Source organism: Streptacidiphilus sp. BW17, assembly GCF_041262485.1.
Taxonomy (GTDB): Bacteria; Actinomycetota; Actinomycetes; order Streptomycetales; family Streptomycetaceae; genus Streptacidiphilus.
The window spans coordinates 202,844-221,689 of sequence record NZ_JBGCCR010000011.1 but is presented as its reverse complement, the minus strand read 5'-3'; the positions used below and the strand labels follow the sequence as shown (position 1 = coordinate 221,689).

19 protein-coding genes are annotated in these 18,846 nt (G+C 71.3%); 9 read left to right on the top strand and 10 right to left on the bottom strand.

What is annotated here, in order from left to right; all coding sequences use genetic code 11:
- Positions 1–91: 91 nt before the first annotated feature.
- From ABH940_RS16750 to ABH940_RS16705, 10 genes are all read right to left on the bottom strand, one after another.
- Entirely contained in the window at positions 92–490 is a 399-nt protein-coding gene (locus ABH940_RS16750) for an NUDIX hydrolase (RefSeq protein ID WP_370066653.1), read from the bottom strand.
- A gap of 74 nt (positions 491–564) precedes the next feature.
- Positions 565–1,632: a CHAD domain-containing protein gene (locus tag ABH940_RS16745; protein WP_370066600.1), complete on the bottom strand. Its 1,068-nt coding sequence runs from the start codon at positions 1,630–1,632 to the stop codon at positions 565–567.
- Between the two features lie 40 nt (positions 1,633–1,672).
- The gene (locus tag ABH940_RS16740) at positions 1,673–3,934 is read right to left on the bottom strand and encodes an RNA degradosome polyphosphate kinase (protein WP_370066598.1); all 2,262 of its coding nucleotides are present in this window, start codon (positions 3,932–3,934) and stop codon (positions 1,673–1,675) included.
- A gap of 132 nt (positions 3,935–4,066) precedes the next feature.
- Positions 4,067–4,903 carry a mycothiol synthase gene (mshD, locus tag ABH940_RS16735; RefSeq protein WP_370105515.1) on the bottom strand — a complete coding sequence of 279 codons (837 nt, stop codon included), beginning with the start codon at positions 4,901–4,903 and terminating at the stop codon, positions 4,067–4,069.
- Between the two features lie 47 nt (positions 4,904–4,950).
- Entirely contained in the window at positions 4,951–6,168 is a 1,218-nt protein-coding gene (locus ABH940_RS16730; RefSeq protein ID WP_370066594.1) for an MFS transporter, read from the bottom strand.
- 68 nt (positions 6,169–6,236) lie between these two features.
- Positions 6,237–7,664 carry a sensor histidine kinase gene (locus ABH940_RS16725; RefSeq protein ID WP_370066592.1) on the bottom strand — a complete coding sequence of 476 codons (1,428 nt, stop codon included), beginning with the start codon at positions 7,662–7,664 and terminating at the stop codon, positions 6,237–6,239.
- A 23-nt stretch (positions 7,665–7,687) separates the two neighbouring features.
- Positions 7,688–8,416 carry a response regulator transcription factor gene (locus ABH940_RS16720; RefSeq protein WP_370066590.1) on the bottom strand — a complete coding sequence of 243 codons (729 nt, stop codon included), beginning with the start codon at positions 8,414–8,416 and terminating at the stop codon, positions 7,688–7,690.
- A 120-nt stretch (positions 8,417–8,536) separates the two neighbouring features.
- Entirely contained in the window at positions 8,537–9,832 is a 1,296-nt protein-coding gene (locus ABH940_RS16715; RefSeq protein ID WP_370105514.1) for a S1C family serine protease, read from the bottom strand.
- A gap of 144 nt (positions 9,833–9,976) precedes the next feature.
- Positions 9,977–11,008 carry a LacI family DNA-binding transcriptional regulator gene (locus tag ABH940_RS16710; RefSeq protein WP_370066586.1) on the bottom strand — a complete coding sequence of 344 codons (1,032 nt, stop codon included), beginning with the start codon at positions 11,006–11,008 and terminating at the stop codon, positions 9,977–9,979.
- 79 nt (positions 11,009–11,087) lie between these two features.
- On the bottom strand, positions 11,088–11,906 hold the full coding sequence (locus tag ABH940_RS16705; protein ID WP_370066584.1) for a response regulator transcription factor: 819 nt from the start codon (positions 11,904–11,906) through the stop codon (positions 11,088–11,090).
- A gap of 179 nt (positions 11,907–12,085) precedes the next feature.
- On the opposite strand from ABH940_RS16705, the gene ABH940_RS16700 reads away from it, so the two are divergent.
- The 9 genes from ABH940_RS16700 (at position 12,086) to ABH940_RS16660 (ending at position 18,782) form a co-directional block, all read left to right on the top strand.
- Positions 12,086–12,889: an alpha/beta hydrolase gene (locus tag ABH940_RS16700; protein WP_370066582.1), complete on the top strand. Its 804-nt coding sequence runs from the start codon at positions 12,086–12,088 to the stop codon at positions 12,887–12,889.
- Between the two features lie 33 nt (positions 12,890–12,922).
- A complete protein-coding gene (locus tag ABH940_RS16695) occupies positions 12,923–13,222 on the top strand; it encodes a MoaD/ThiS family protein (RefSeq protein ID WP_370066580.1) in 300 nt (99 codons plus the stop codon).
- 7 nt (positions 13,223–13,229) lie between these two features.
- Positions 13,230–15,152, top strand: a complete 1,923-nt coding sequence (locus tag ABH940_RS16690) for a hypothetical protein (RefSeq protein ID WP_370105513.1) — start codon at positions 13,230–13,232, stop codon at positions 15,150–15,152.
- A 170-nt stretch (positions 15,153–15,322) separates the two neighbouring features.
- Positions 15,323–15,985 carry a DUF2993 domain-containing protein gene (locus ABH940_RS16685; protein WP_370066576.1) on the top strand — a complete coding sequence of 221 codons (663 nt, stop codon included), beginning with the start codon at positions 15,323–15,325 and terminating at the stop codon, positions 15,983–15,985.
- A gap of 225 nt (positions 15,986–16,210) precedes the next feature.
- Positions 16,211–16,291 (top strand): Ms5788A family Cys-rich leader peptide, encoded by an 81-nt coding sequence (locus tag ABH940_RS16680; protein ID WP_369405619.1) that lies wholly within the window; start codon positions 16,211–16,213, stop codon positions 16,289–16,291.
- Between the two features lie 169 nt (positions 16,292–16,460).
- A complete protein-coding gene (locus tag ABH940_RS16675) occupies positions 16,461–17,303 on the top strand; it encodes a sulfurtransferase (RefSeq protein ID WP_370066574.1) in 843 nt (280 codons plus the stop codon).
- Between the two features lie 38 nt (positions 17,304–17,341).
- Entirely contained in the window at positions 17,342–17,632 is a 291-nt protein-coding gene (locus ABH940_RS16670; RefSeq protein WP_196197444.1) for a DUF1416 domain-containing protein, read from the top strand.
- A gap of 114 nt (positions 17,633–17,746) precedes the next feature.
- Positions 17,747–18,025 carry a DUF3099 domain-containing protein gene (locus ABH940_RS16665; protein WP_370066572.1) on the top strand — a complete coding sequence of 93 codons (279 nt, stop codon included), beginning with the start codon at positions 17,747–17,749 and terminating at the stop codon, positions 18,023–18,025.
- Between the two features lie 154 nt (positions 18,026–18,179).
- Complete coding sequence (locus ABH940_RS16660; RefSeq protein ID WP_370066570.1) at positions 18,180–18,782, top strand: FABP family protein; 603 nt, start codon at positions 18,180–18,182, stop codon at positions 18,780–18,782.
- Positions 18,783–18,846 lie beyond the last annotated feature (64 nt).

Sequence of the window (18,846 nt, the reverse complement as noted above, 5' to 3'; positions counted from 1 at the left end):
TCCTCCACCGCTACAACTACCATCGCTGTCACACCGCACTCGGAGGCCAAACCCCCATCAGCCGAGTCAACAACGCTGCGGATCAATACAGCTAGAGCGCTTCCAGCAGGGCGTCGACCAGCCCCCGGTCGTGCTCGTAGCTGAGCAGCGCCCGCGCCTCCTCGACGGGGAGCCAGCGGAGTTGGTCGACCTCGCGGTTCGGGGTGAACCGTCCGGTCAGCCGGGTCGCGGACCAGTAGCGGACGCGCTTGATCCGGTCCCGGATCAGATAGTGCTGGGTGGGCAGGCGCTGTCCGAGCATGACCGTCATCCCGGTCTCCTCGAACGCCTCGCGGAGCGCCGCCTCGCGATGGCGCTCGCCCAGTTCCAGCTTGCCCTTGGGGAAGCTCCAGTCGTCGTACTTGGGCCGGTGCACCAGCACCAGCTCCAAGCCGCCGGACGCCCCGCTCCGGCGCCACAGCACCACGCCTGCGGCCTTCACCACGTCCATACTGCGCGGGGCCTGATCCATAGCCTTCTTCTGCTGCTTCTTTTTCTTCTTCGACTGCTGCTTCTCGGACGTGTTCAGGTCGAGCGGGCGAGCCATGGGTCGGTGAGCCATCCGGAGCTGGTGAAATCGGGCCAGGAGCGGCTGAAGGCGTGGCGCGCGGCCTCGACCTCCAGACGTTGATCAGCATGCACCACCCCGAGGACGTATGCCGTCGCCGGGGTGATCCGCGGCGTCCGCGCCGCCAGCGCCGCCGCCTCGGCCGCGTCCGCGGCCTCCTGCTGTTGGTCGAGGTGCGCGGCGAGCTGGACCAGGCCGGCCAGCGGTTCGTCCGCGCGCCCGCCGAGCAGTGGGCGGCAGACCTCCAGGGCGTAGCGGGCGTAGCGGACCGCCGCGCCCACCCGCGTCCAGGAGACGTCCTCGTGCGCGGCCTGCAGCGGGTCCGCGGCGACCGGGACCCGGTGCAGCGCGTCGCCGTTGTACGGCTGGGCCGCCCGGTCCAGCGGCAGGCGGGAGACGGTGAGCTCCAGGGCCTCGCCCATCCGGCCCGCGTAGGCGAGCAGCTGCTCCGGCGGGCGGGACTCGGCGGGGGCGCGCAGCGGCAGGTCGGAGACGAGCAGCGTCATCCTGTCGGCGAGCGAGTGGAACCGGGCCGAGCCGAGTTCCTGCAGCGCCGCGGTGTGGCTGCGCGAGCGGGCCAGGGTGAGTTGGCGGTCCAGCATCGCGCGCGCCTTGGGGGCGCCGGGATGGTTTGCCAGCAGGCCGCCTGTCACGGGCTCGGCGGCGAGGCTCGGTAGGCCCGCCCCGCCGGAGGTCTCCCCGCTGCGCGGGGTCGGTACGCCGGTCGCGTCGGTGCAGGTCAGCGAGTCGATCGCGGTGAGCAGCCGGGTGAGTCTGCGGGTGTAGCCGTGTTCCTGGCCGAGGGTGACCACCAGCGCGGCCAGGTCGCCGCGCATGGTGTCGCCCCAGGTCGGGTCCAGCAGCGCGCCGAAGCCGTGCAGCGCGCCGTCGACACGCCGCAGCGTGCCGAGGTCCACGTCGGGCAGTGCCCGGAGGAAACGTCCTGCCTGCTCGGCGAGGTGGGCCCCGAGCAGGCTCTCCGCCGACGAGGCCCCTGCGGCGGCCGGCTCGATCTCGGTCGTCATTCGGTGAGTCCCCGTTGCGGTCGGTAATTGCGGGTTTGGTTCAGCTGGACCCGGCACCGGGCCCCCAGCCGTCGTTTCCGCGCCGGGCGCGGCGGCGGGAGTCGATCATCAGTTCCTGCACGTTGCGCAGCGGGCGGCCTTCCGCGTCGTGCGCGTGCCTGGTCCAGGCGCCGTCGGCGCCCAGGTGCCAGGAGGAGGTGTCGTCGGCCATGCCGAGTTCGAGCAGTCCGGCCAGCTCGGCCCGGTGGCCCGGGTCGGTGACCCGGAGCAGGGCCTCGATCCGGCGGTCCAGGTTGCGGTGCATCATGTCGGCGCTGCCGATCCACACCTCGGGGTCGCCGCCGTTGCCGAAGACGAAGACCCGGGAGTGTTCCAGGAAGCGTCCGAGCACCGAGCGGACCCGGATGTTCTCGCTCAGTCCGGGCACGCCCGGCCGGATCGCGCAGATGCCGCGCACCCAGACGTCGACCGGCACTCCGGCCTGCGAGGCCCGGTAGAGCGCGTCGATCACGGCCTCGTCGACGATCGAGTTGACCTTGATCTGCACCCGGGCCGGGCGTCCGGCCTTGTGGTGCGCGATCTCGTCGTTGATCCGCTCGATCAGCCCCTTACGCAGTGAGCGCGGGGCGACCAGCAGCCGCCGGTAGGACTCGCGGCGCGAGTAGCCGGAGAGCCGGTTGAACAGGTCCGACAGGTCCGCGCCCACCTGCGGGTCGGCGGTCAGGACGCCGATGTCCTCGTAGAGGCGGGCCGTCTTGGGGTGGTAGTTGCCGGTGCCGACGTGCGCGTAGCGGCGCAGCGTCTCGCCCTCCTGGCGGACCACCAGGGACAGTTTGCTGTGGGTCTTCAGCCCGATCAGGCCGTAGACGACGTGGCAGCCGGCCTCCTCCAGCTTGCGGGCCCACTTGATGTTGGCCTGCTCGTCGAAGCGCGCCTTGATCTCGACCAGGACCAGCACCTGCTTGCCCGCCTCGGCGGCGTCGATCAGGGCGTCCACGATCGGCGAGTCGCCGGAGGTCCGGTACAGCGTCTGCTTAATGGCCAGCACGTTCGGGTCCGCGGCGGCCTGCTCCAGGAAGGCCTGCACCGAGGTGGAGAACGAGTCGTACGGGTGGTGCAGCAGCACGTCCCGCTCGCGCACGGCGGCGAAGATGTCCGGCTGCGACGCCGACTCGACCTCGGCCAGCCCGCGCGCGGTCCCGGCCACGAACGGCCGGTACTTCAGCTCGGGCCGGTCCACGTTCGCGATCGCGAAGAGGCCGGTCAGGTCCAGCGGGCCGGGCAGCGGGTAGACCTCGGCGGCGGAGATGTTGAGCTCGCGCACCAGCAGGTCCAGCACGTACGGGTCGATCGACTCCTCGACCTCCAGGCGCACCGGCGGCCCGAAGCGTCGCCGCATCAGCTCCTTCTCCAGCGCCTTGAGGATGTTCTCGGTGTCGTCCTCCTCGACCTCCAGGTCCTCGTTGCGGGTGACCCGGAAGGCGTGGTGGGCGAGGACCTCCATGCCCGGGAAGAGGTACTCCAGGTGCGCGCCCATGACGTCCTCCAGCGGCACGTACCGCTGCGGCGAGGCCGTCAGGAAGCGCGACAGCGACTGCGGCACCTTGACGCGGGCGAAGTGCTTGTGACCGCTGACCGGGTTGCGCACCACCACGGCCAGGTTCAGCGACAGCCCGGAGATGTACGGGAACGGGTGCGCCGGGTCGACCGCCAGCGGGGTCAGCACCGGGAAGATCTGCTGCCGGAACAGCGCCAGCAGCCTGGCCTGCTCCTTGTCGGTCAGCTCGTTCCAGCGCACCAGTTCGATGCCCTCGGCGGACAGCTCGGGCAGCACGTCCTGGTGGAAGCAGGCGGCGTGCCGGGCCATCAGCTCGCGGGACCGGGTCCATATCAGGTCCAGCACCTCGCGCGGCTGCAGACCGCTGGCGCTGCGCTGGGCCACGCCGGTGGCGATGCGGCGCTTGAGCCCGGCGACGCGGACCATGAAGAACTCGTCCAGGTTGCTGGCGAAGATCGCCAGGAACTTGGCCCGCTCCAGCAGCGGGGTCTCCGGGTCCTCGGCGAGCTCCAGCACGCGCTGGTTGAACGCGAGCCAGCTGCGCTCGCGGTCCAGGAACCGGTTCTGCGGCAGTTCGTCCTCGACGTCGGTCGGGAAACCCGCCTCGGGCACGAGGACGGTCCCGCCGGCGGCTCCGGGCGCGGACGTGGTGGCGGATGCGGACGGGGCAGGCTGGGCTGTCATCTCGGGTGGCTCCTCCTGCGCGTCATCCGCAGGCCGCCTGGGGGACCTGACGGATCGCATTTCGTGATCTTTGCAACGGTGTGTGAACTGGGAGTGAATTCAGCATGGCCTGCGGGAAAGCTGCGGCGGTCGCCTCCGCACCGCCGTCCTCGGGCCACGCAGCACCAGGCGTCCGACGGGTCATCCGACGGGTCAGGGGCGGACGCCGTACATGAGATCCACTTCGTGGACCGTGAACCCTGCCCTTTCGTATACCCGCAGCGCGGCCGGGTTATCGGCATCGACGTAGAGGAGGACCGTGCGCAGTCCTCGGTCCTCGATCAAGTGGCGCAGACCCACTGCGGTGAGTACCTTGCCCAGCCCACTGCCCTGTTCCGACGGCGCGACCCCGACCACGTAGACCTCGCCCAGGCCGCCCTCGGCCTTGGTCCAGTGGAAGCCGACCAGTTCGCCGTTCCGCTCGGCCAGGAAGAACCCGTTCGGGTCGAACCAGCCCTCGGCCTCGCGCTCGTCGAGGTCGCGGCGGGTCCAGGAGCCCTGCTCGGGGTGGTGCGCGAAGGCGGCGGCGTTCACCCGCAGCCAGGCCTCCTCGTCCTTGCCGGGGACGAAGGTCCGCACGGTGACCCCGTCGGGCAGCGCGGGCGCCTCCGGGGCGGCGTCCGTCCGGCGCAGCTGCCGCAGTTCGCGGACCAGCGCCAGCCCGGACTCCTCGGCCAGCCGCCGCGCCCCCGGGTGCCCGCTGTGCGCCCACAGCTGCTGCGCCCCGCCGGCCAGCGTCCGCAGCAGCAGCGCCCGCCCGTGCCCGAGGCGCCGGTGCGCCGGGTCGACCACGAGCTCGGCGGTCCGGTCGCCGTCGATCTGGGCGTAGCCCAGCAGCGTGCCGTGCTCGTCCCGGCTGGTCAGATGGCTCACCTCGGCCCGCCCACTCCGCAGCGCCAGCCGCCCCTGCTCGGAAACCGCCTGCCGCCCGTCCACCTCCGCCGCGCGCGCCAACAGCGCCGCGACGTCCTCACGCTCCGCAGTGTCCATGTGTTCGACCCTACGGCTTGTCAGGTCCTTCGCCTGCGACAAATGGACTATGCGGCCCCGGCCCGGCGGGACGGCAGGACCGCGATCGCGGCGACCGCGCAGGCGGCGGCCAGCCCGAAGGCCGGGGCGTAACCGGCGGCGGTGATCAGCGCCCCGACGGCGGGTGGGCAGAGCGAGGCGGTCAGGTTCTGCCCGGTGTTGTGGACGGCCAGCGCCCGCCCGGCCCAGGACGAGCCCGCCAGCTCGGCCACCGCGGTGAAGGAGAGCCCGTTGGTGCTCGCCGACAGTCCGCACAGCAGAACCAGCAGCACCACGGCCGCCGGGCCGGGCACGAAGGCCATCCCCAGCGTCAGCGCGCCGACAGCCCCGGCCAGCACCCGCATCGGCGCCAGCCGGCTGCCGACCGCGTCCGACCAGCGCCCCGCGCCGATCCGGCAGGCGGCGGCCAGGGCCTGACCGCAGGCCATCAGCTGCCCGGCGGCCACGGCCGGCCAGTGGCGGACGTCGGTCAGGTAGACCAGCCCGAACGCTCCGACGGTGAACTGCGGCCACACCATCAGCGCGCTCGCGCCGTGGATCCGCCACAGGGTCGCGCCGCGGTAGGGGCTGGCCGGGCGCTCGGCCGGGGTGTTCGCCTTGCTCGGCGCACTGCGCGGCGGGTCGACGACGAAGGCCGCCGTCAGCACCGTCATCACGCCGCTCAGCACGGCGACGAACAGCACCGCCCCGCGCAGCCCGTGCGCGGCGGCGATCGGCGGGACGGCGACGGCGGCGACCAGCATGCCCAGCGGCGTCGACGTCTGCCGCACGCCCATCGCCAGTCCGCGCTGCTGGGGTGGGAACCACCCCAGCACGACCCGCCCGCTCGCCGCCGACACACTGGCCCCGGCCGCCCCCGCCACGGCGAAGAGCGCCCCCAGCGCGACCAGCCCGTGCGTGAACAGCGCCCCCGTCAGCGCGGCCGTGGCCAGCCCCAGCCCGATGGCCAGCACCCACCGCTCCCCGTACCGGTCGGTCGCCGCGCCCCACGCGTACAGCGCCAGCAACAGCCCGGCCGTCGGACACGCGACCATCAGCCCGGCCTGCGCCAACGTCAGGTGCTCGCCGCTGCGCAGCGCGGGGATCAGGTACGGCATCCCGTACACGAACGCGAACGCCGCCGTCTGCGCAGCGGTCCCGAGCCCGAGCATCACCCAGCGGCGGCGCGCAGGGGGCGTGCTGGGGGAAGCGGTGGGCGCGGTCGGGCCGCGCTGACTGGTGGTCATGACGGCATCATGGCCGCTGACTCATATGGTGGGACAGAAATATTCGTATGCTGAGACGGGCTGGCTGGTCACACCTCCGTCGGCAGCTCCGGGGGAGGGGTCGGTGCGCCGGGGAGTTGGAGTGTGGCGAGGGTGCCCGGGTGGGCGTTGGAGAGGGAGACCTCGCCGCCGTGGTCGTGGACGGTCTGGGAGACGATCGCCAGGCCGAGGCCGGAGCCCGGCATCTGGCGGGCGGCGGGGGAGCGCCAGAACCGCTCGAAGACGTGCGCCAGGTCGTCCTCCGGGATCCCCGGGCCGTGGTCGCGGACGGTCAGCGTGCCGAACTTCAGGGCGACGTCGATGGTGCCGCCCGCCGGGCTGAACTTCACGGCGTTGTCGAGCAGGTTGATCACCGCCCGCTCCAGCGCGTGCGCGTCGGCGCGGACGTACCAGGGCTCGACCTGGACGGTGAACTCCAGCCCCGGCCCGCGCAGCCGCGCCCGGTCCAGGGCGCGGGCGACGATGTCGTGCAGCGCGATGACCTCCAGCGGCTTGGAGCCCTTCGGGCGCGTCGGCCGGGAGAGTTCGAGCAGGTCGCCGATGAGCGTGGAGAGCTCGCCCATCTGCGCCTTCATGTTGCGCAGCAGACGGGTGTGGGTGTCCGGCGGCAGCGGACGCCCGGCGTCCTCGCTGCGGACGAGCAGGTCCACGTTGGTACGCAGTGAGGTCAGCGGCGTGCGCAGCTCGTGCCCGGCGTCGGCGATCAGCTGCGACTGCCGCTCCCGGGAGGCGGCGAGCGCGGTGGACATGCTGTTGAACGACTCGGAGAGGCGGGCGATCTCGTCGTCCCCGGCAACGTCGATGGTCGTGCCGACCTCTTCGGTGCGGGCGATGTGCTCGACGGCGGCGGTGAGCTTGTCCACCGGCTTGAGCGCGGCGCGGGCCACGAGCAGTCCGATGGCCCCTGCGGCGACGATGCCGGAGACGGCGATGGCGAGCAGCACGACCAGCAACTTGCCGAGTTCGTGAGTCACCTGGTCCAGCGGGTAGGCCGTGAGCAAGATGTACGGCTCGCCGGTGTTGGTCGCGCTGGACACCACGCGGACGCGCGCCCGGCTGCCGTCGGTGTAGGTGCCGTCGATGATCTGCGTCTCGCCGACCGGGACCGCCAGGTACGAGTGTGCAACGGTGATGCCGACCGAACTGCCCGGTTGCACACAGACGCTGTTTGTCGGCTCGTCCGGCAGCACGAGTTCGCTGTCCCAGCGGTACTGGGTCTTGCTTCCCGACGGCGCAGCGTAGCCGGGCGTCGCCGCGGCACTGGCCTTCGAGACGGCCTCGGGGGCGCTGCCGGCACACACCAGGTCGCGCCCGATGCCGCCGGCGTTGGTGAGGTTGTCGTCGACCTGGCCGTAGAGCTGCCCCTGTACCAGGAACCAGCACGCGAGCGCCGCTATGGCCACGGCGAGTGCGACCGCCGAGGCGGTGAGGAGTGCCAGTCGGCCGCGGAGGGTCATCCTCCGAAACCAGCCGGGACTTCTCATGCCGCACGCAACGCGTAACCCACACCACGCACGGTGTGCACGAGGCGCGGCAGGCCGCCGGCCTCGGTCTTGCGGCGGAGGTACATCACGTACACGTCGAGCGAGTTGCTGGAGGGCTCGAAGTCGAAGCCCCAGACCGCCTTGAGGATCTGTTCGCGGGTCAGCACCTGGCGCGGGTGGGCCAGGAACATCTCCAGCAGCATGTACTCGGTCCGGGTCAGTTCGACCGGCTTGCCCGCGCGGGTGACCTCGCGGGTGGTGGTGTTCATGGTGAGGTCCTCGAAGGAGAGGATCTCGTCGGCGCCCGCGGCCTCCGCCGCGCCCGCGGAGGTGGTGAGCGTGGAGCGCCGGAGCAGCGCGCGGACGCGGGCCAGCAGCTCGTCCAGTTCGAACGGCTTGGCCAGGTAGTCGTCGGCGCCCACGTCGAGGCCGGTGACCCGGTCGCCCACCGCGTCGCGGGCGGTCAGCATCAGCACCGGGACGGTGTCCCCGCGCGAGCGCAGCCGGCGGACGGCCGTGAGGCCGTCCATGCGCGGCATCATGATGTCGAGCAGGACCAGGTCGGGCTTCTGCTCCGCCACCGTGTCCAGCGCCTCGAGGCCGTCGGAGGCGGTGACCACCTCGTAGCCCTCGAAGGCCAGGCTGCTCTCCAGCGCGTCCCGCAGCGCTGGCTCGTCGTCCACGACCAGGACCCGGGCCGGTGCGTCGGACTCGGTGGCTGTCATCCCCGTTGCTCCTCGTAACGCTTGGTGACGCTTGGAACCAGTGCTGAGAAATGTCGTTGCTGCGGCAATTGTCCGCCACGCGGGCCCGCGGACCGCACAGGTCCGCGGGGTGCGCCCGCGTCAGCTGGTGACGCTCTGGCCGGACTGCAGCTGCGGCAGGACCTGCTTCACCGCGTCGATCGGAATGGCGAAGCCCAGGCCCACGCTGCCCGCCTGGCCACCGGAGCTGTCGCTGCCGCTGGAGGAGTACATCGAGGCGTTGATGCCTATGACCTGGCCCTGGGCGTTGAGCAGCGGGCCGCCACTGTTGCCCGGGTTGAGCGAGGCGTCGGTCTGGATCGCGTTGTAGCTCGCCTGCTGGCCGGAGCTGGGCTGGCTGTTGCGGCCGCTGTCGCCCTGCCAGAACGGGAGGCCGAAGCCGCCGTTGCTCTGCACCGTGCTCGGGCTGACGTCGACGGTGACCGGGCGGTTCAGCGCGCTGACGATGCCGGAGGTGACCGTGCCGGTCAGGCCGTCCGGGTTGCCGATCGCGGTGACCTGGTCGCCGACCGCGACCTGGCCGGAGTCGCCGAGCGAGACCGTCGGGAGGTTGCTGTAGCCGCCTATCTTGATGACCGCGACGTCCAGCTTGGCGTCGGTGCCGACGATGGTCCCGGTGGCGGTCTTGCCGTCGTTCAGGGTGACCTTGATGGTGCCGCCGTTGCCGTTCACCGCGTCGGAGATGACGTGGTAGTTGGTCAGGATCTGGCCGGTCGCGGTGAGTATCTGGCCGGTGCCGATGTCCTGGGCGTTGGAGCTGTCGACCTCGATCTGGACGACGGCGGGCGAGACGGCCTTGGCGATCGCGGCCGTGTCGCTGCCGGAGGTGCTCTTGTCACCGGTGACCACGGCGTTGGTGGAGTAGCTGGCGTGGTCGCTGGTGGAGTTGCTGATGAGGCCGCCCGCGACGCCGCCCGCGAGGGCGGAGAGCACGGCCACGGCGGCGACCAGCGCGAGCGGGCGCTTCATCCGCTTGCGCGGGGCTCCCGGCTCGCCGCCGTCACCGGCGGGGTACGCGCCGTCGGCGGTCGGCGGGACCGGCGGGATCGGCGGGACGACCGGCGGGCCCATGGGCGGCCCGGCGGGCGGCTGCTCGGCGCTGAAGTAGTACCCCTGCGGGCCCTGCGGCGGCTGCGGAGCCTGAGGCTGCGGCGCCTGCGGGCCCTGCGGTTGGGCGGCCTGCGGGCTCTGCGCGGCGGCCTGCTGCGGGCGCGGCCACTCCGGCGCCGGGGGCTGCGGGTACATCGGGGCGGAGGAGGACGGATGGACCGTGCCTTCGAGGGGCTGGGCCTCGTACGCGGTCGGGTGGTACCCGGGCAACGGCGGCACAGCAGGGGTGTACGGGTCGTCTGCGTGGTTCCGGGGCGTCTCGCTCATGGAAGTAACTTCCGCCTTGTAGATGAAAACCCTGTGAGAGCCCAATCAGAACCGAGGTAGAACCTTCGACCTCCCGTCCCGGACCCCCGTCCGCACCGGTCCGGGCGCCGACCGGCACGCGGCCGACCGGCGCCGAACGGGAAGTCAGTTGCAGCCGCAGCTGCGGCGGATCACCAGACGGCTCGGGAAACGCCGGATCCTCGGCGTGTCCGAACCCGGGACCGCGAGTGAGTCGTCCAGCACCAGGTCCACCGCGGCCTTGGCCATGGCGTCGCGGTCCGAGGCGATGGTGGTCAGCGGCGGGTCGCAGAACGCCGCCTCCTGGATGTCGTCGAAGCCGATCACGGCCAGGTCCTCCGGCACCCGGAGGTCCAGCTCGCGGGCGGCCCGCAGGACCCCTATGGCCTGGTCGTCCGTGGAGCAGAAGACCGCCGGCGGCCGGGCGGCCGGGTCCTTCAGCACCTCGAGTGCGACCTGGTAGGCCCCGTAGCGGGAGAAGGGCGCGTCGATCAGACGGCCCTCCGTGGAGACGCCCGCGGCGTCCATCGCGGCCCGCCAGCCGTGGATGTGGTCGACCACCGGGTCGCCGGGCGCGGGCGCGTTGACCGGGCCGCCGAAGCAGGCGACGTACGGGTGGCCGTGGTGTTCCAGCAGGTGGCTGACGGCGAGCATCGATCCGCCCACGTCGTCGGTGACCACCGCGATGTCGTCGCCGGTCTCCGGGCGGCGGTGCAGCAGCACCACCCGGGAGTCGTCGTGCGCCGCGAACTCCGCGTCGGCGCGCTCGCTCGGGCCCTCGCTGATCAGGATCAGCCCGGCCACCCGCATGCCGAGAAAGGCCCGGACGTAGTGGATCTCACGGTCGCCGGTGTAGTCCGAGTTCCCTATCAGGACGATCTTGCCGCGCTCCGAAGCCGCCCGCTCCACGGCGTGGGCCAGCTCGGCGAAGAAGGGCTGGCGCGCATCGGGCACGACCATGCCGATCAGGTTGGTGCGCCGGCTCGCCATCGCCTGGGCGACGCTGTTGGGCCGGTAGCCGAGCTCGTCTATCGCAGCGAGGACGCGCTCGCGGGTCGCAGGCGCGACCGGGCGCGGTCCGTTGTTGATGACGTAGCTGACGACCGCGGTCGACGTCCCCGCCAGTTTGGCGACATCGTCGCGGGTCACCTTGGGCATGGCGGAATCCTACTTGGACATGTCGGGCTGGGGGCCAGTGCGTTCGGGACCTGATACAGGTCACCGACGCACTGGGCTGCTAGGACCCCTTCGAGGCGTTGGCCGAGGACGTGGACTGCGCGGGGGACTTCTCTGACGATCCCGACGACTGCGCCAGCTCCGACGACTCCGACGGCTTCCGCGACGACTCGGCGGGCGTCTCGGCGCGGGCAGCGCCCTTCTCCGGTTTCTCCGGCACGACGAAGCGGTAGCCGACGTTGCGGACGGTGCCGATCAGCTGCTCGTGCTCCGGCCCGAGCTTGGCCCGCAGCCGTCGGACGTGGACGTCGACCGTCCGGGTGCCGCCGAAGTAGTCGTAGCCCCAGACCTCCTGCAGCAGCTGGGCCCGGGTGAAGACCCGGCCCGGGTGCTGGGCGAGGTACTTGATGAGCTCGAACTCCTTGAAGGTCAGGTCCAGGACCCGGCCCTTGAGCTTGGCGCTGTACGTGGCCTCGTCGACGGAGAGGTCGCCGTTGCGGATCTCCATCGGGCTCTCGTCCGCCGTCACCTGCTGACGGCCGAGCGCCAGCCGCAGCCGGGCCTCGACCTCGGCCGGACCGGCCGTGTCCAGCAGCACGTCGTCGACGCCCCACTCGGCGGTGACGGCCGCCAGGCCGCCCTCGGTGACCACGAGGATCACCGGCGCGCCCGGACCGGTGGAGCGGAGCAGCTGGCACAGGCTGCGGGTGTGGGGAAGGTCACGACGTCCGTCGACCAGGATGACGTCGGAGCTTGGCGTGTCGACGAGCGCGGAGCCCTCCGCGGGCGCGACACGGACGTTGTGCAGGAGCAGTCCGAGCGCGGGCAGCACCTCGGCCGACGGCTGCAGGGCGTTGGTCAGCAGCAGGAGAGAACTCATACCCGGTTAGTCCCCTTTCCGGGTGGACCGGTGACACTTCCTGGCCCGGTGGCGCACGTCGTCGGGCGCTACCGGGAACGTCCGTCACTCGTGCGAACGTCCGTACTGGTGTTCACAAAGCACAAAAGGATCCGGCGGCTACGCTGCCCGGACCCTCACTGCTCAGGAGAATAGCCCACATGGACGCCGTAGCGAAGAGTGCCGTTCGCATCCCGGACACTTCCGGCCGCCGGACGCACTGGCGCTCGTCTGCGGAAGCGCGGCTCACCGCGGCCGACGGCGTGAGCATCCACGCGGCGTACCTGCCCCCGCAGAACGCTGACGCGACAGTCGCCGTCGTGCTCGCCCACGGCTTCGGCGGAGCCGTGGAACGCCCTGCCGTACGGCGTGCGGCAAGGGTCTTCGCGGGTAGTGCCGGGGTGATCACCTTCTCCTTCCGCGGGCACGGCCGGTCCGACGGTCTGTCCACGGTCGGCGACCGGGAGGTGCTCGACCTCGACGCCACCGTGGCCTGGGCCCGGGCGCTCGGTTTCGAGACTGTTGTCACAGTAGGTTTCTCGATGGGCGGCGCCGTCGCGCTGCGGCACGCGGCACTCCACGGGGGCGTCGCGGCGGTCGCGGCGGTGAGCGCTCCGGCCCGGTGGTACTACCAGGGCACCGCGCCGATGCGGCGGCTGCACTGGGTGGTGATGAAGCCGCTCGGACGGGTGGTCGGCCGGATCGGACTGAAGACCCGGATTGACCCGAACGAGTGGGTTGACGTGCCGATTCCTCCTGTCGACGCAGCCGCACGGGTGAACGTCCCGCTGCTGGTCGTCCACGGCGACGCCGACCCCTACTTCCCGCTCGACCACCCGCGCTCGCTGCGCGAGGCGGCGCCCGACAGCGAGCTGTGGATCGAGCCGGGCTTCGGCCACGCCGAGAACGCCGCGACCGAAGCCCTGCTGGAGCGGGTCTCCGCCTGGCTGACCAGCCACGCGTGACTGTTGCCGGTGGGAACGGCGATGATGGCTCGCATGCAAGGAGCGACGGAGACAGTCAACGACGAAGGCGTGGCCCGCAACGGCGTGATCCGCTACTGGGCGGCTGCCAAGGCGGAGGCCGGCACGGCGGAGGAGCCGTACGCGGCGACCACGCTGGCCGCCGCGCTCGCCGCCGCGCGTGCCCGGCATGCCGACAACCCGCGCTTCGCGCACGTGCTGGAGCACTGCTCGTTCCTGGTCGACGGCGCACAGGTCGGCCGCCGCGAGCACGCCGACGTGCCGCTGACGGAGGGCGGCACGATCGAGATCCTGCCCCCGTTCGCGGGAGGGTGAGCGGCCGATGAGCGACCAGCAGCAGTACGAGAACGCGAACGAGTACGGGTACGAGTACGGGCAGCAGCCGCACCAGCACCAGCAGGCGCAGCCGTACCAAGAGCACCAGCAGCCGCAGCAGTACCCGCCGCAGCAGCAGTTCGAGCAGCACGGGATGTCCGGCTTCCCGATCGACCCCGGGGTCGGCGCGCCGCAGACGGCGGAGTCGGATGCCGAGCGCACCGCCTATCTGCCGCCCATTCCGGCCGCGCCGTCGCAGAGCCAGCAGGCGCACCAGGCCCCGCAGACCGCGCAGGCCTCGTACGGCTATCCGCAGGCCGAGGGTCCCGGTGGGCCCCTCGGGTACGGCGGCCACGGATCCGACGCGGAGCAGACCGCCTACCTTCCGCCGATCGTGGACGGGCACGCCCCCGACGCGTACCAGGCCGCCGCCGGGCAGTCCCGGTTCGGGCACATCCAGGAGCACTACGGCACGGGGGAGTTCCCCGTGCAGCAGCCCGTCGCCGAGCCTCTTGCTCAGGCCGCGCCCGCGTCCATGTCTGCGTCCATGCCCGCGTCCGTGCCGGAGGCCGAGCGCGCCGACTCGCCCTGGCCCGACGGCTGGGAGCGTCCGGCCGCGCCGCCCGCCGCCTGGGCCCCGCAGCCGTCCGGGGCAGCGCCGACGCCGCCGAGGCACGCCGCTCCTCAGCCGCAGGGGTTTGCGCTGGGGTCGGTCGAAGCCGGTCCTGGCGGGTCGACGGATAACGCCTTCGAGCAGACCTCGTACCTGCTGTCGGTCCCCGCACCGGTGGCACCGGTGGCATCGGAGCCGAAGGCCGCTCCCGCGTCCGGTGAGGCCGACAACGCCTTCGAGCAGACCTCCTACATGCTGCCCGTTCCCGTTCCCGTTCCCGTTCCCGCTCCCGCCGAGCCCGGGAACCCCTTCGAGGAGACCTCGTACCTGCTCGTGGTCCCCGCGCCGGAGAACGCGTCCGAGCAGACCGCGTACCTGCCGCCGATCCCGCCCCTGCCGTCTGACGCGGGCGCGCCGGGTGGGGCCGGGGGCTCGCTGCGGGAGGCGTTCGCCGCCGCGCAGCCGACCGGGCCGGTGGCGGGCAGGCCGAGGCCGCTGGACGCGCAGTCGGGTGGTTCACTCCGTGAGGCCTTCGCGGCCGCGCAGCCGACCGGTGTCGGTGCGCCCGCGCCGCAGCCCGCCCGGCGTACCGGCTCGCCGATCATCGACCCGGGCATCCAGCCCGGCGCCCTCACGCTGGTCCTGTCGGCGCTGATCGGCGTGTCCGCGCTGGCCGGGCGGTACGGGCTGGCCGTGCCGGTCCTGCTGCTGCAGGCCGTCACCGCCGCCGGATGGTTCCGACTGAACGGGATGTGGCCCGCACGGCAGGGCATCGCCCTGGCCGCACTGGGCGGGGTCGTCGCCGACGCGGCGATCCTGGCGGCGTCGTCGCAGTCCAGCGCGCCGACGGTGATCGCGGGGACGCTTGGGGCGTTCTTCGTCCTGGTGCTGGTCCTGCAGATCTTCAAGCCCAGCAACCCGGACGAGCGCTTCTACGCGCTGACCGTCTCCGCGTCGGCCACCGTGGTGACCGTCCTGGGCGCCGCGTTCCTGGCGGTCGGCAACGGAAAGGCCGTGCTGGCGGGTGCCCTCGCCGCGGGCGTCTCGGCCGCCCTCTCGGCGCTGCTGCGCAGGCCGGCCGCGCTCGGGTTCGGTGCGGGCGCGGTGGCCGGGCTCGCCGTCGGTGCCGGGATCGCAGCCGCGACCGGTCTGGGTCTGGTCGAGGGCGCGCTGCTCGGAATCGCCGCCGGCGCCTGTGGGCTGATCGGCCGTCGGGTGGCGGCGTACGACTTCCCGTCGCGCTTCGTCCACATGACCGCCGGTGTCGCACTGCCGCTGGCCGCCGCCGCGCCGGTCGTCTACCTGATCGCGCGCTGACCCGCTGAGCTGCTGAGTCGCCGAACCCCTGAGCACGCCGGGGCCGGGCAACCGTCGTTGCCCGGCCCCGCGTCGTTACTTCCCGAACGTGGCAGCCTTGAAGGCTGACCCCCGCTCCACTGCTTCACACGAAAGAACAAGCGAGCGAACTTCGAAGGGATCAACACCTCATGCGCAACCTGCGCCGACTCCTGATCACGCTGGTGATCATCTTCGGCCTTTTCGTCGTCGCCGACCGCGTCGCGGTCCGGATCGCCGAGAACGAGGCCGCCAGCAAGATCCAGAGTTCGCAGGGGCTGGCCCAGAAGCCGGACGTCAGCATCGAGGGGTTCCCGTTCCTGACCCAGCTGGTCGGCTCCAAGCTGGACCAGGTCAAGCTGCAGGCCGACGACCTGAAGGTCAAGGGCAGCAACGTCCAGCTGGCCACGCTGAACGCCACCCTCAACGGCGTGCAGATCACGAACAACTACTCCAGTGCCGTCGCCGACTCGGCGACCGGCACGGGATACCTGACCTACACCGACCTCTCCAAGGCGCTGCCCAACAACACGACGATCGGGTACGGCGGCGCGCCGGGCAAGGTGAAGGTCAGCACCACGATCCAGGGCACCCAGATCTCCGGCACGGCCGACATCTCCGTGGTGAACGGCAACAGCGTCCAGCTGAACAACCTGGACACCGGTGACCCGCTGACCTCGTTCCTGGCCAACGTCTTCTCGCCGCAGATCCCGTTGGCCGGTCTGCCGTACGGTCTGCAGCTCCAGTCGATCTCCGCGGACCAGAACGGCGTCGCGGTCACCGTCTCCGGCACGGACGTCCACCTCAACGGCTGAGCCGAACCCCCGGGGAAATCGCGGCGCGGAGGGGCACTGGTGTCCGATCCGTGAGACGACCTGTCCATGGGCGTCCCGCAGATCGGCCCGGGACCCCTCCGCGACCACGTCGGAAGTGGCCCGCGGCGTGCGCGAGCGCGTATTCATCTCATGCTGTGGATGTCATTGTCTCACCATTCAAGACTTCGGTGACAGCCCCTGCCCTGGTTCCCTAGAGTCGACGACATGAAGCGACAGGCGGACCTTACGAAGCGGCGGGCAGTGGACCTGTGCCGTGTCGCTGCCTGCCTCTGTCGAATGCGCTGATCGGGCCGGTTTTTCAAGAGAGCCTGCCCACCCTCGCGCCGTTCCCGCGTGCTTGAGCCACGCCCTGCAAGACTTCCTGCCGCACGTCCCACGATCCGGACTCCCCTCCGGACGTGTCACCGCGCGCGGCCACCATCGCCTTCCGCAACTGCCCCGGAGGAGAATTCCCATGAGCCGTAGTGACGTCCTGGTCAGCGCCGACTGGGTCCAGGAACACCTGGACGACCCGAAGGTCGTCGTGGTCGAGGTCGACGAGGACACCGCCGCCTACGACAAGAACCACATCCGCAACGCCGTCCGGATCGACTGGAAGAAGGACCTGCAGGACCCGGTCCGCCGCGACTTCGTGGACCAGGCCGGTTTCGAGGCCCTCCTCTCCGCCAAGGGCATCTCCAACGACGACACCGTCGTGCTCTACGGCGGCAACAACAACTGGTTCGCCTCGTACGCGTTCTGGTACTTCAAGCTGTACGGCCACGGCGACGTCCGCCTGCTGGACGGCGGCCGCAAGAAGTGGGAGCTGGACTCCCGCGAGCTGGTCGACGGCGCCAACGTGCCGAACCGCGCCGCCACCCAGTACAAGGCCAAGGCCCAGGACACCTCGATCCGCGCCTTCCGTGACGACGTCGTCGCCGCGATCGGCAGCAAGAACCTGGTCGACGTCCGTTCGCCCGACGAGTTCTCCGGCCGCCTGCTCGCGCCGGCCCACCTGCCGCAGGAGCAGTCGCAGCGTCCGGGCCACGTCCCGAGCGCCCGCAACATCCCGTGGTCGAAGAACGCCAACGACGACGGCACCTTCAAGTCGGACGACGAGCTCCGCGCCCTCTACCAGGAGGAGAACGTCGACCTGGCGAAGGACACCATCGCCTACTGCCGTATCGGTGAGCGCTCCGCGCTCACCTGGTTCGTCCTGCACCAGCTGCTGGGTCAGACCAACGTCAAGAACTACGACGGCTCCTGGACCGAGTACGGCAGCCTCGTCGGCGTGCCGATCGAGCTCGGCTCCAACTGAGCAGCCGGCCCCAGCAAAAGCAGCAAGGAGAGCAAGACATGTGTGGAGCCAAGGCCGGAGGCCCCGAGCTGGCAGGAGTGGACGTGGCCAACGAGACGATCATCCAGGGTTCGGTGACCCGCGACGGTGAGCCGGTCAACGGCTATGTCCGTCTGCTCGACGCGAGCGGTGAGTTCACCGCCGAGGTTCCCACCTCGGCGACGGGCCAGTTCCGCTTCTTCGCCGCCCCGGGTAGCTGGACGCTGCGCGCGCTCGTCCCGGGCGCCACGGTGGACCGTGCGGTCGTCGCCCAGCAGGGCCAGTTCACCGAGGTCGCGATCGCGGTCTGAGCAGTGACGCAGTAGCGCACTGACGTGACGGGGCAGGTCCGTCGGACGCCGTACCCACGGCGTCCGACGGGCCTGTTCGCGTTCCCCCGGCAGCATTTCGGGAAGACTCCTCTTATGCAGTCGCGACGCCGACATGCCTACTACGCGCTGATGGCGGTCTGCCTCTTTCTGATCGTCCTGGCGTGGAACGTGGTGCGCCTCTGGTCCGTGCCGGCGGCGGTGGTGATGAGCCTGGTCGCGATGGTGATCCCGCCGATCGCGGCGGTGGTTGCCAACCGGCGCGGTCCGGACGATGCCTGGTGGGACGACCCGGCCGTCAGCCGACGGGTGCCGCGACCCCGGCAGCGCCCGAGTGGCGGGGCTCACCGAGAGGGCGACACCCGGCCCCACTAGACTGTGGCAAGCCGTTTGTCCGACCGTGCAACCGCTCAGAGGAGCAGGCCCCCATGACCACCTTCTTCGACATCCTGCTCGCGCTGATCGCCGTCGCGATCATCGCGTTCGCCGTCTTCTCGGTGAAGAAGCTCTACCAGGGCCAGCGCTGACCATGATCGAGATCCCTGAGGGTCTGCACAAGGACGTCGTCTCGCTCGCGTTCCTGCTCGGGACGTGGGAGGGCGCGGGTGTTTACGCCCCCCTGCCCAATCAGGAGGGTCCTGGCGCGGAGAAGTGCAACTTCGGCCAGGAGGTCATCTTCCGGCACGACGGCCGCCCGTTCCTCGAGTTCCGCTCCCGCACCTGGGTGCTGGACAACGAGGGCAACAAGGTCAGCCCGCTGGAGAGCGAGGCCGGCTTCTGGCGGGTCACCGGCAACCCGCACGGCACCTCCGGCGTCCGCGAGATCGAGTTCTCCTCGGTGCGCGACGACGGCACGGTCGAGATCTGGTACGGCGAACTGGCCGACGGCAAGCCGCAGATCGACCTGGCCACCGACGCGGTCGCCCGGATCGAGGGCGCCCCGCCGTACACGGGCGGCAAGCGCCTGTACGGGTTCGTGAACAACGAGCTGATGTGGGTCGGCGAGAAGGCCGCCCCCGAGGTTCCGCTCCGGCCGTACATGTCCGCGCAGCTGAAGAAGGTGCTCAACCCGGCCAAGCTGATCGAGGACATCGCCGACCTCCCGGACGACGGCATCGCGTTCTTCCGCTGAGCACTGGGTGCTGGGTGCCGAGCACTGAGCGCTGAGCACGCGCTGAGCGCCTCCTCTCCGGCCG

Bases quoted from the DNA above. Each gene is read 5' to 3' on its own strand.
- ABH940_RS16685 (WP_370066576.1), top strand. From the start codon at position 15,323: ATGCGCAACCTGCGCCGACTCCTGATCACGCTGGTGATCATCTTCGGC.
- ABH940_RS16680 (WP_369405619.1), top strand. From the start codon at position 16,211: ATGAAGCGACAGGCGGACCTTACGAAGCGGCGGGCAGTGGACCTGTGC.
- ABH940_RS16710 (WP_370066586.1), bottom strand. From the start codon at position 11,008: ATGCCCAAGGTGACCCGCGACGATGTCGCCAAACTGGCGGGGACGTCG.
- ABH940_RS16700 (WP_370066582.1), top strand. From the start codon at position 12,086: ATGGACGCCGTAGCGAAGAGTGCCGTTCGCATCCCGGACACTTCCGGC.
- ABH940_RS16670 (WP_196197444.1), top strand. From the start codon at position 17,342: ATGTGTGGAGCCAAGGCCGGAGGCCCCGAGCTGGCAGGAGTGGACGTG.
- ABH940_RS16665 (WP_370066572.1), top strand. From the start codon at position 17,747: ATGCAGTCGCGACGCCGACATGCCTACTACGCGCTGATGGCGGTCTGC.
- ABH940_RS16720 (WP_370066590.1), bottom strand. From the start codon at position 8,416: ATGACAGCCACCGAGTCCGACGCACCGGCCCGGGTCCTGGTCGTGGAC.
- ABH940_RS16740 (WP_370066598.1), bottom strand. From the start codon at position 3,934: ATGCGATCCGTCAGGTCCCCCAGGCGGCCTGCGGATGACGCGCAGGAG.
- ABH940_RS16695 (WP_370066580.1), top strand. From the start codon at position 12,923: ATGCAAGGAGCGACGGAGACAGTCAACGACGAAGGCGTGGCCCGCAAC.
- ABH940_RS16725 (WP_370066592.1), bottom strand. From the start codon at position 7,664: ATGACCCTCCGCGGCCGACTGGCACTCCTCACCGCCTCGGCGGTCGCA.
- ABH940_RS16745 (WP_370066600.1), bottom strand. From the start codon at position 1,632: ATGACGACCGAGATCGAGCCGGCCGCCGCAGGGGCCTCGTCGGCGGAG.
- ABH940_RS16705 (WP_370066584.1), bottom strand. From the start codon at position 11,906: ATGAGTTCTCTCCTGCTGCTGACCAACGCCCTGCAGCCGTCGGCCGAG.
- ABH940_RS16730 (WP_370066594.1), bottom strand. From the start codon at position 6,168: ATGACCACCAGTCAGCGCGGCCCGACCGCGCCCACCGCTTCCCCCAGC.
- ABH940_RS16690 (WP_370105513.1), top strand. From the start codon at position 13,230: ATGAGCGACCAGCAGCAGTACGAGAACGCGAACGAGTACGGGTACGAG.
- ABH940_RS16660 (WP_370066570.1), top strand. From the start codon at position 18,180: ATGATCGAGATCCCTGAGGGTCTGCACAAGGACGTCGTCTCGCTCGCG.
- mshD (WP_370105515.1), bottom strand. From the start codon at position 4,903: ATGGACACTGCGGAGCGTGAGGACGTCGCGGCGCTGTTGGCGCGCGCG.
- ABH940_RS16715 (WP_370105514.1), bottom strand. From the start codon at position 9,832: ATGAGCGAGACGCCCCGGAACCACGCAGACGACCCGTACACCCCTGCT.
- ABH940_RS16750 (WP_370066653.1), bottom strand. From the start codon at position 490: ATGGACGTGGTGAAGGCCGCAGGCGTGGTGCTGTGGCGCCGGAGCGGG.
- ABH940_RS16675 (WP_370066574.1), top strand. From the start codon at position 16,461: ATGAGCCGTAGTGACGTCCTGGTCAGCGCCGACTGGGTCCAGGAACAC.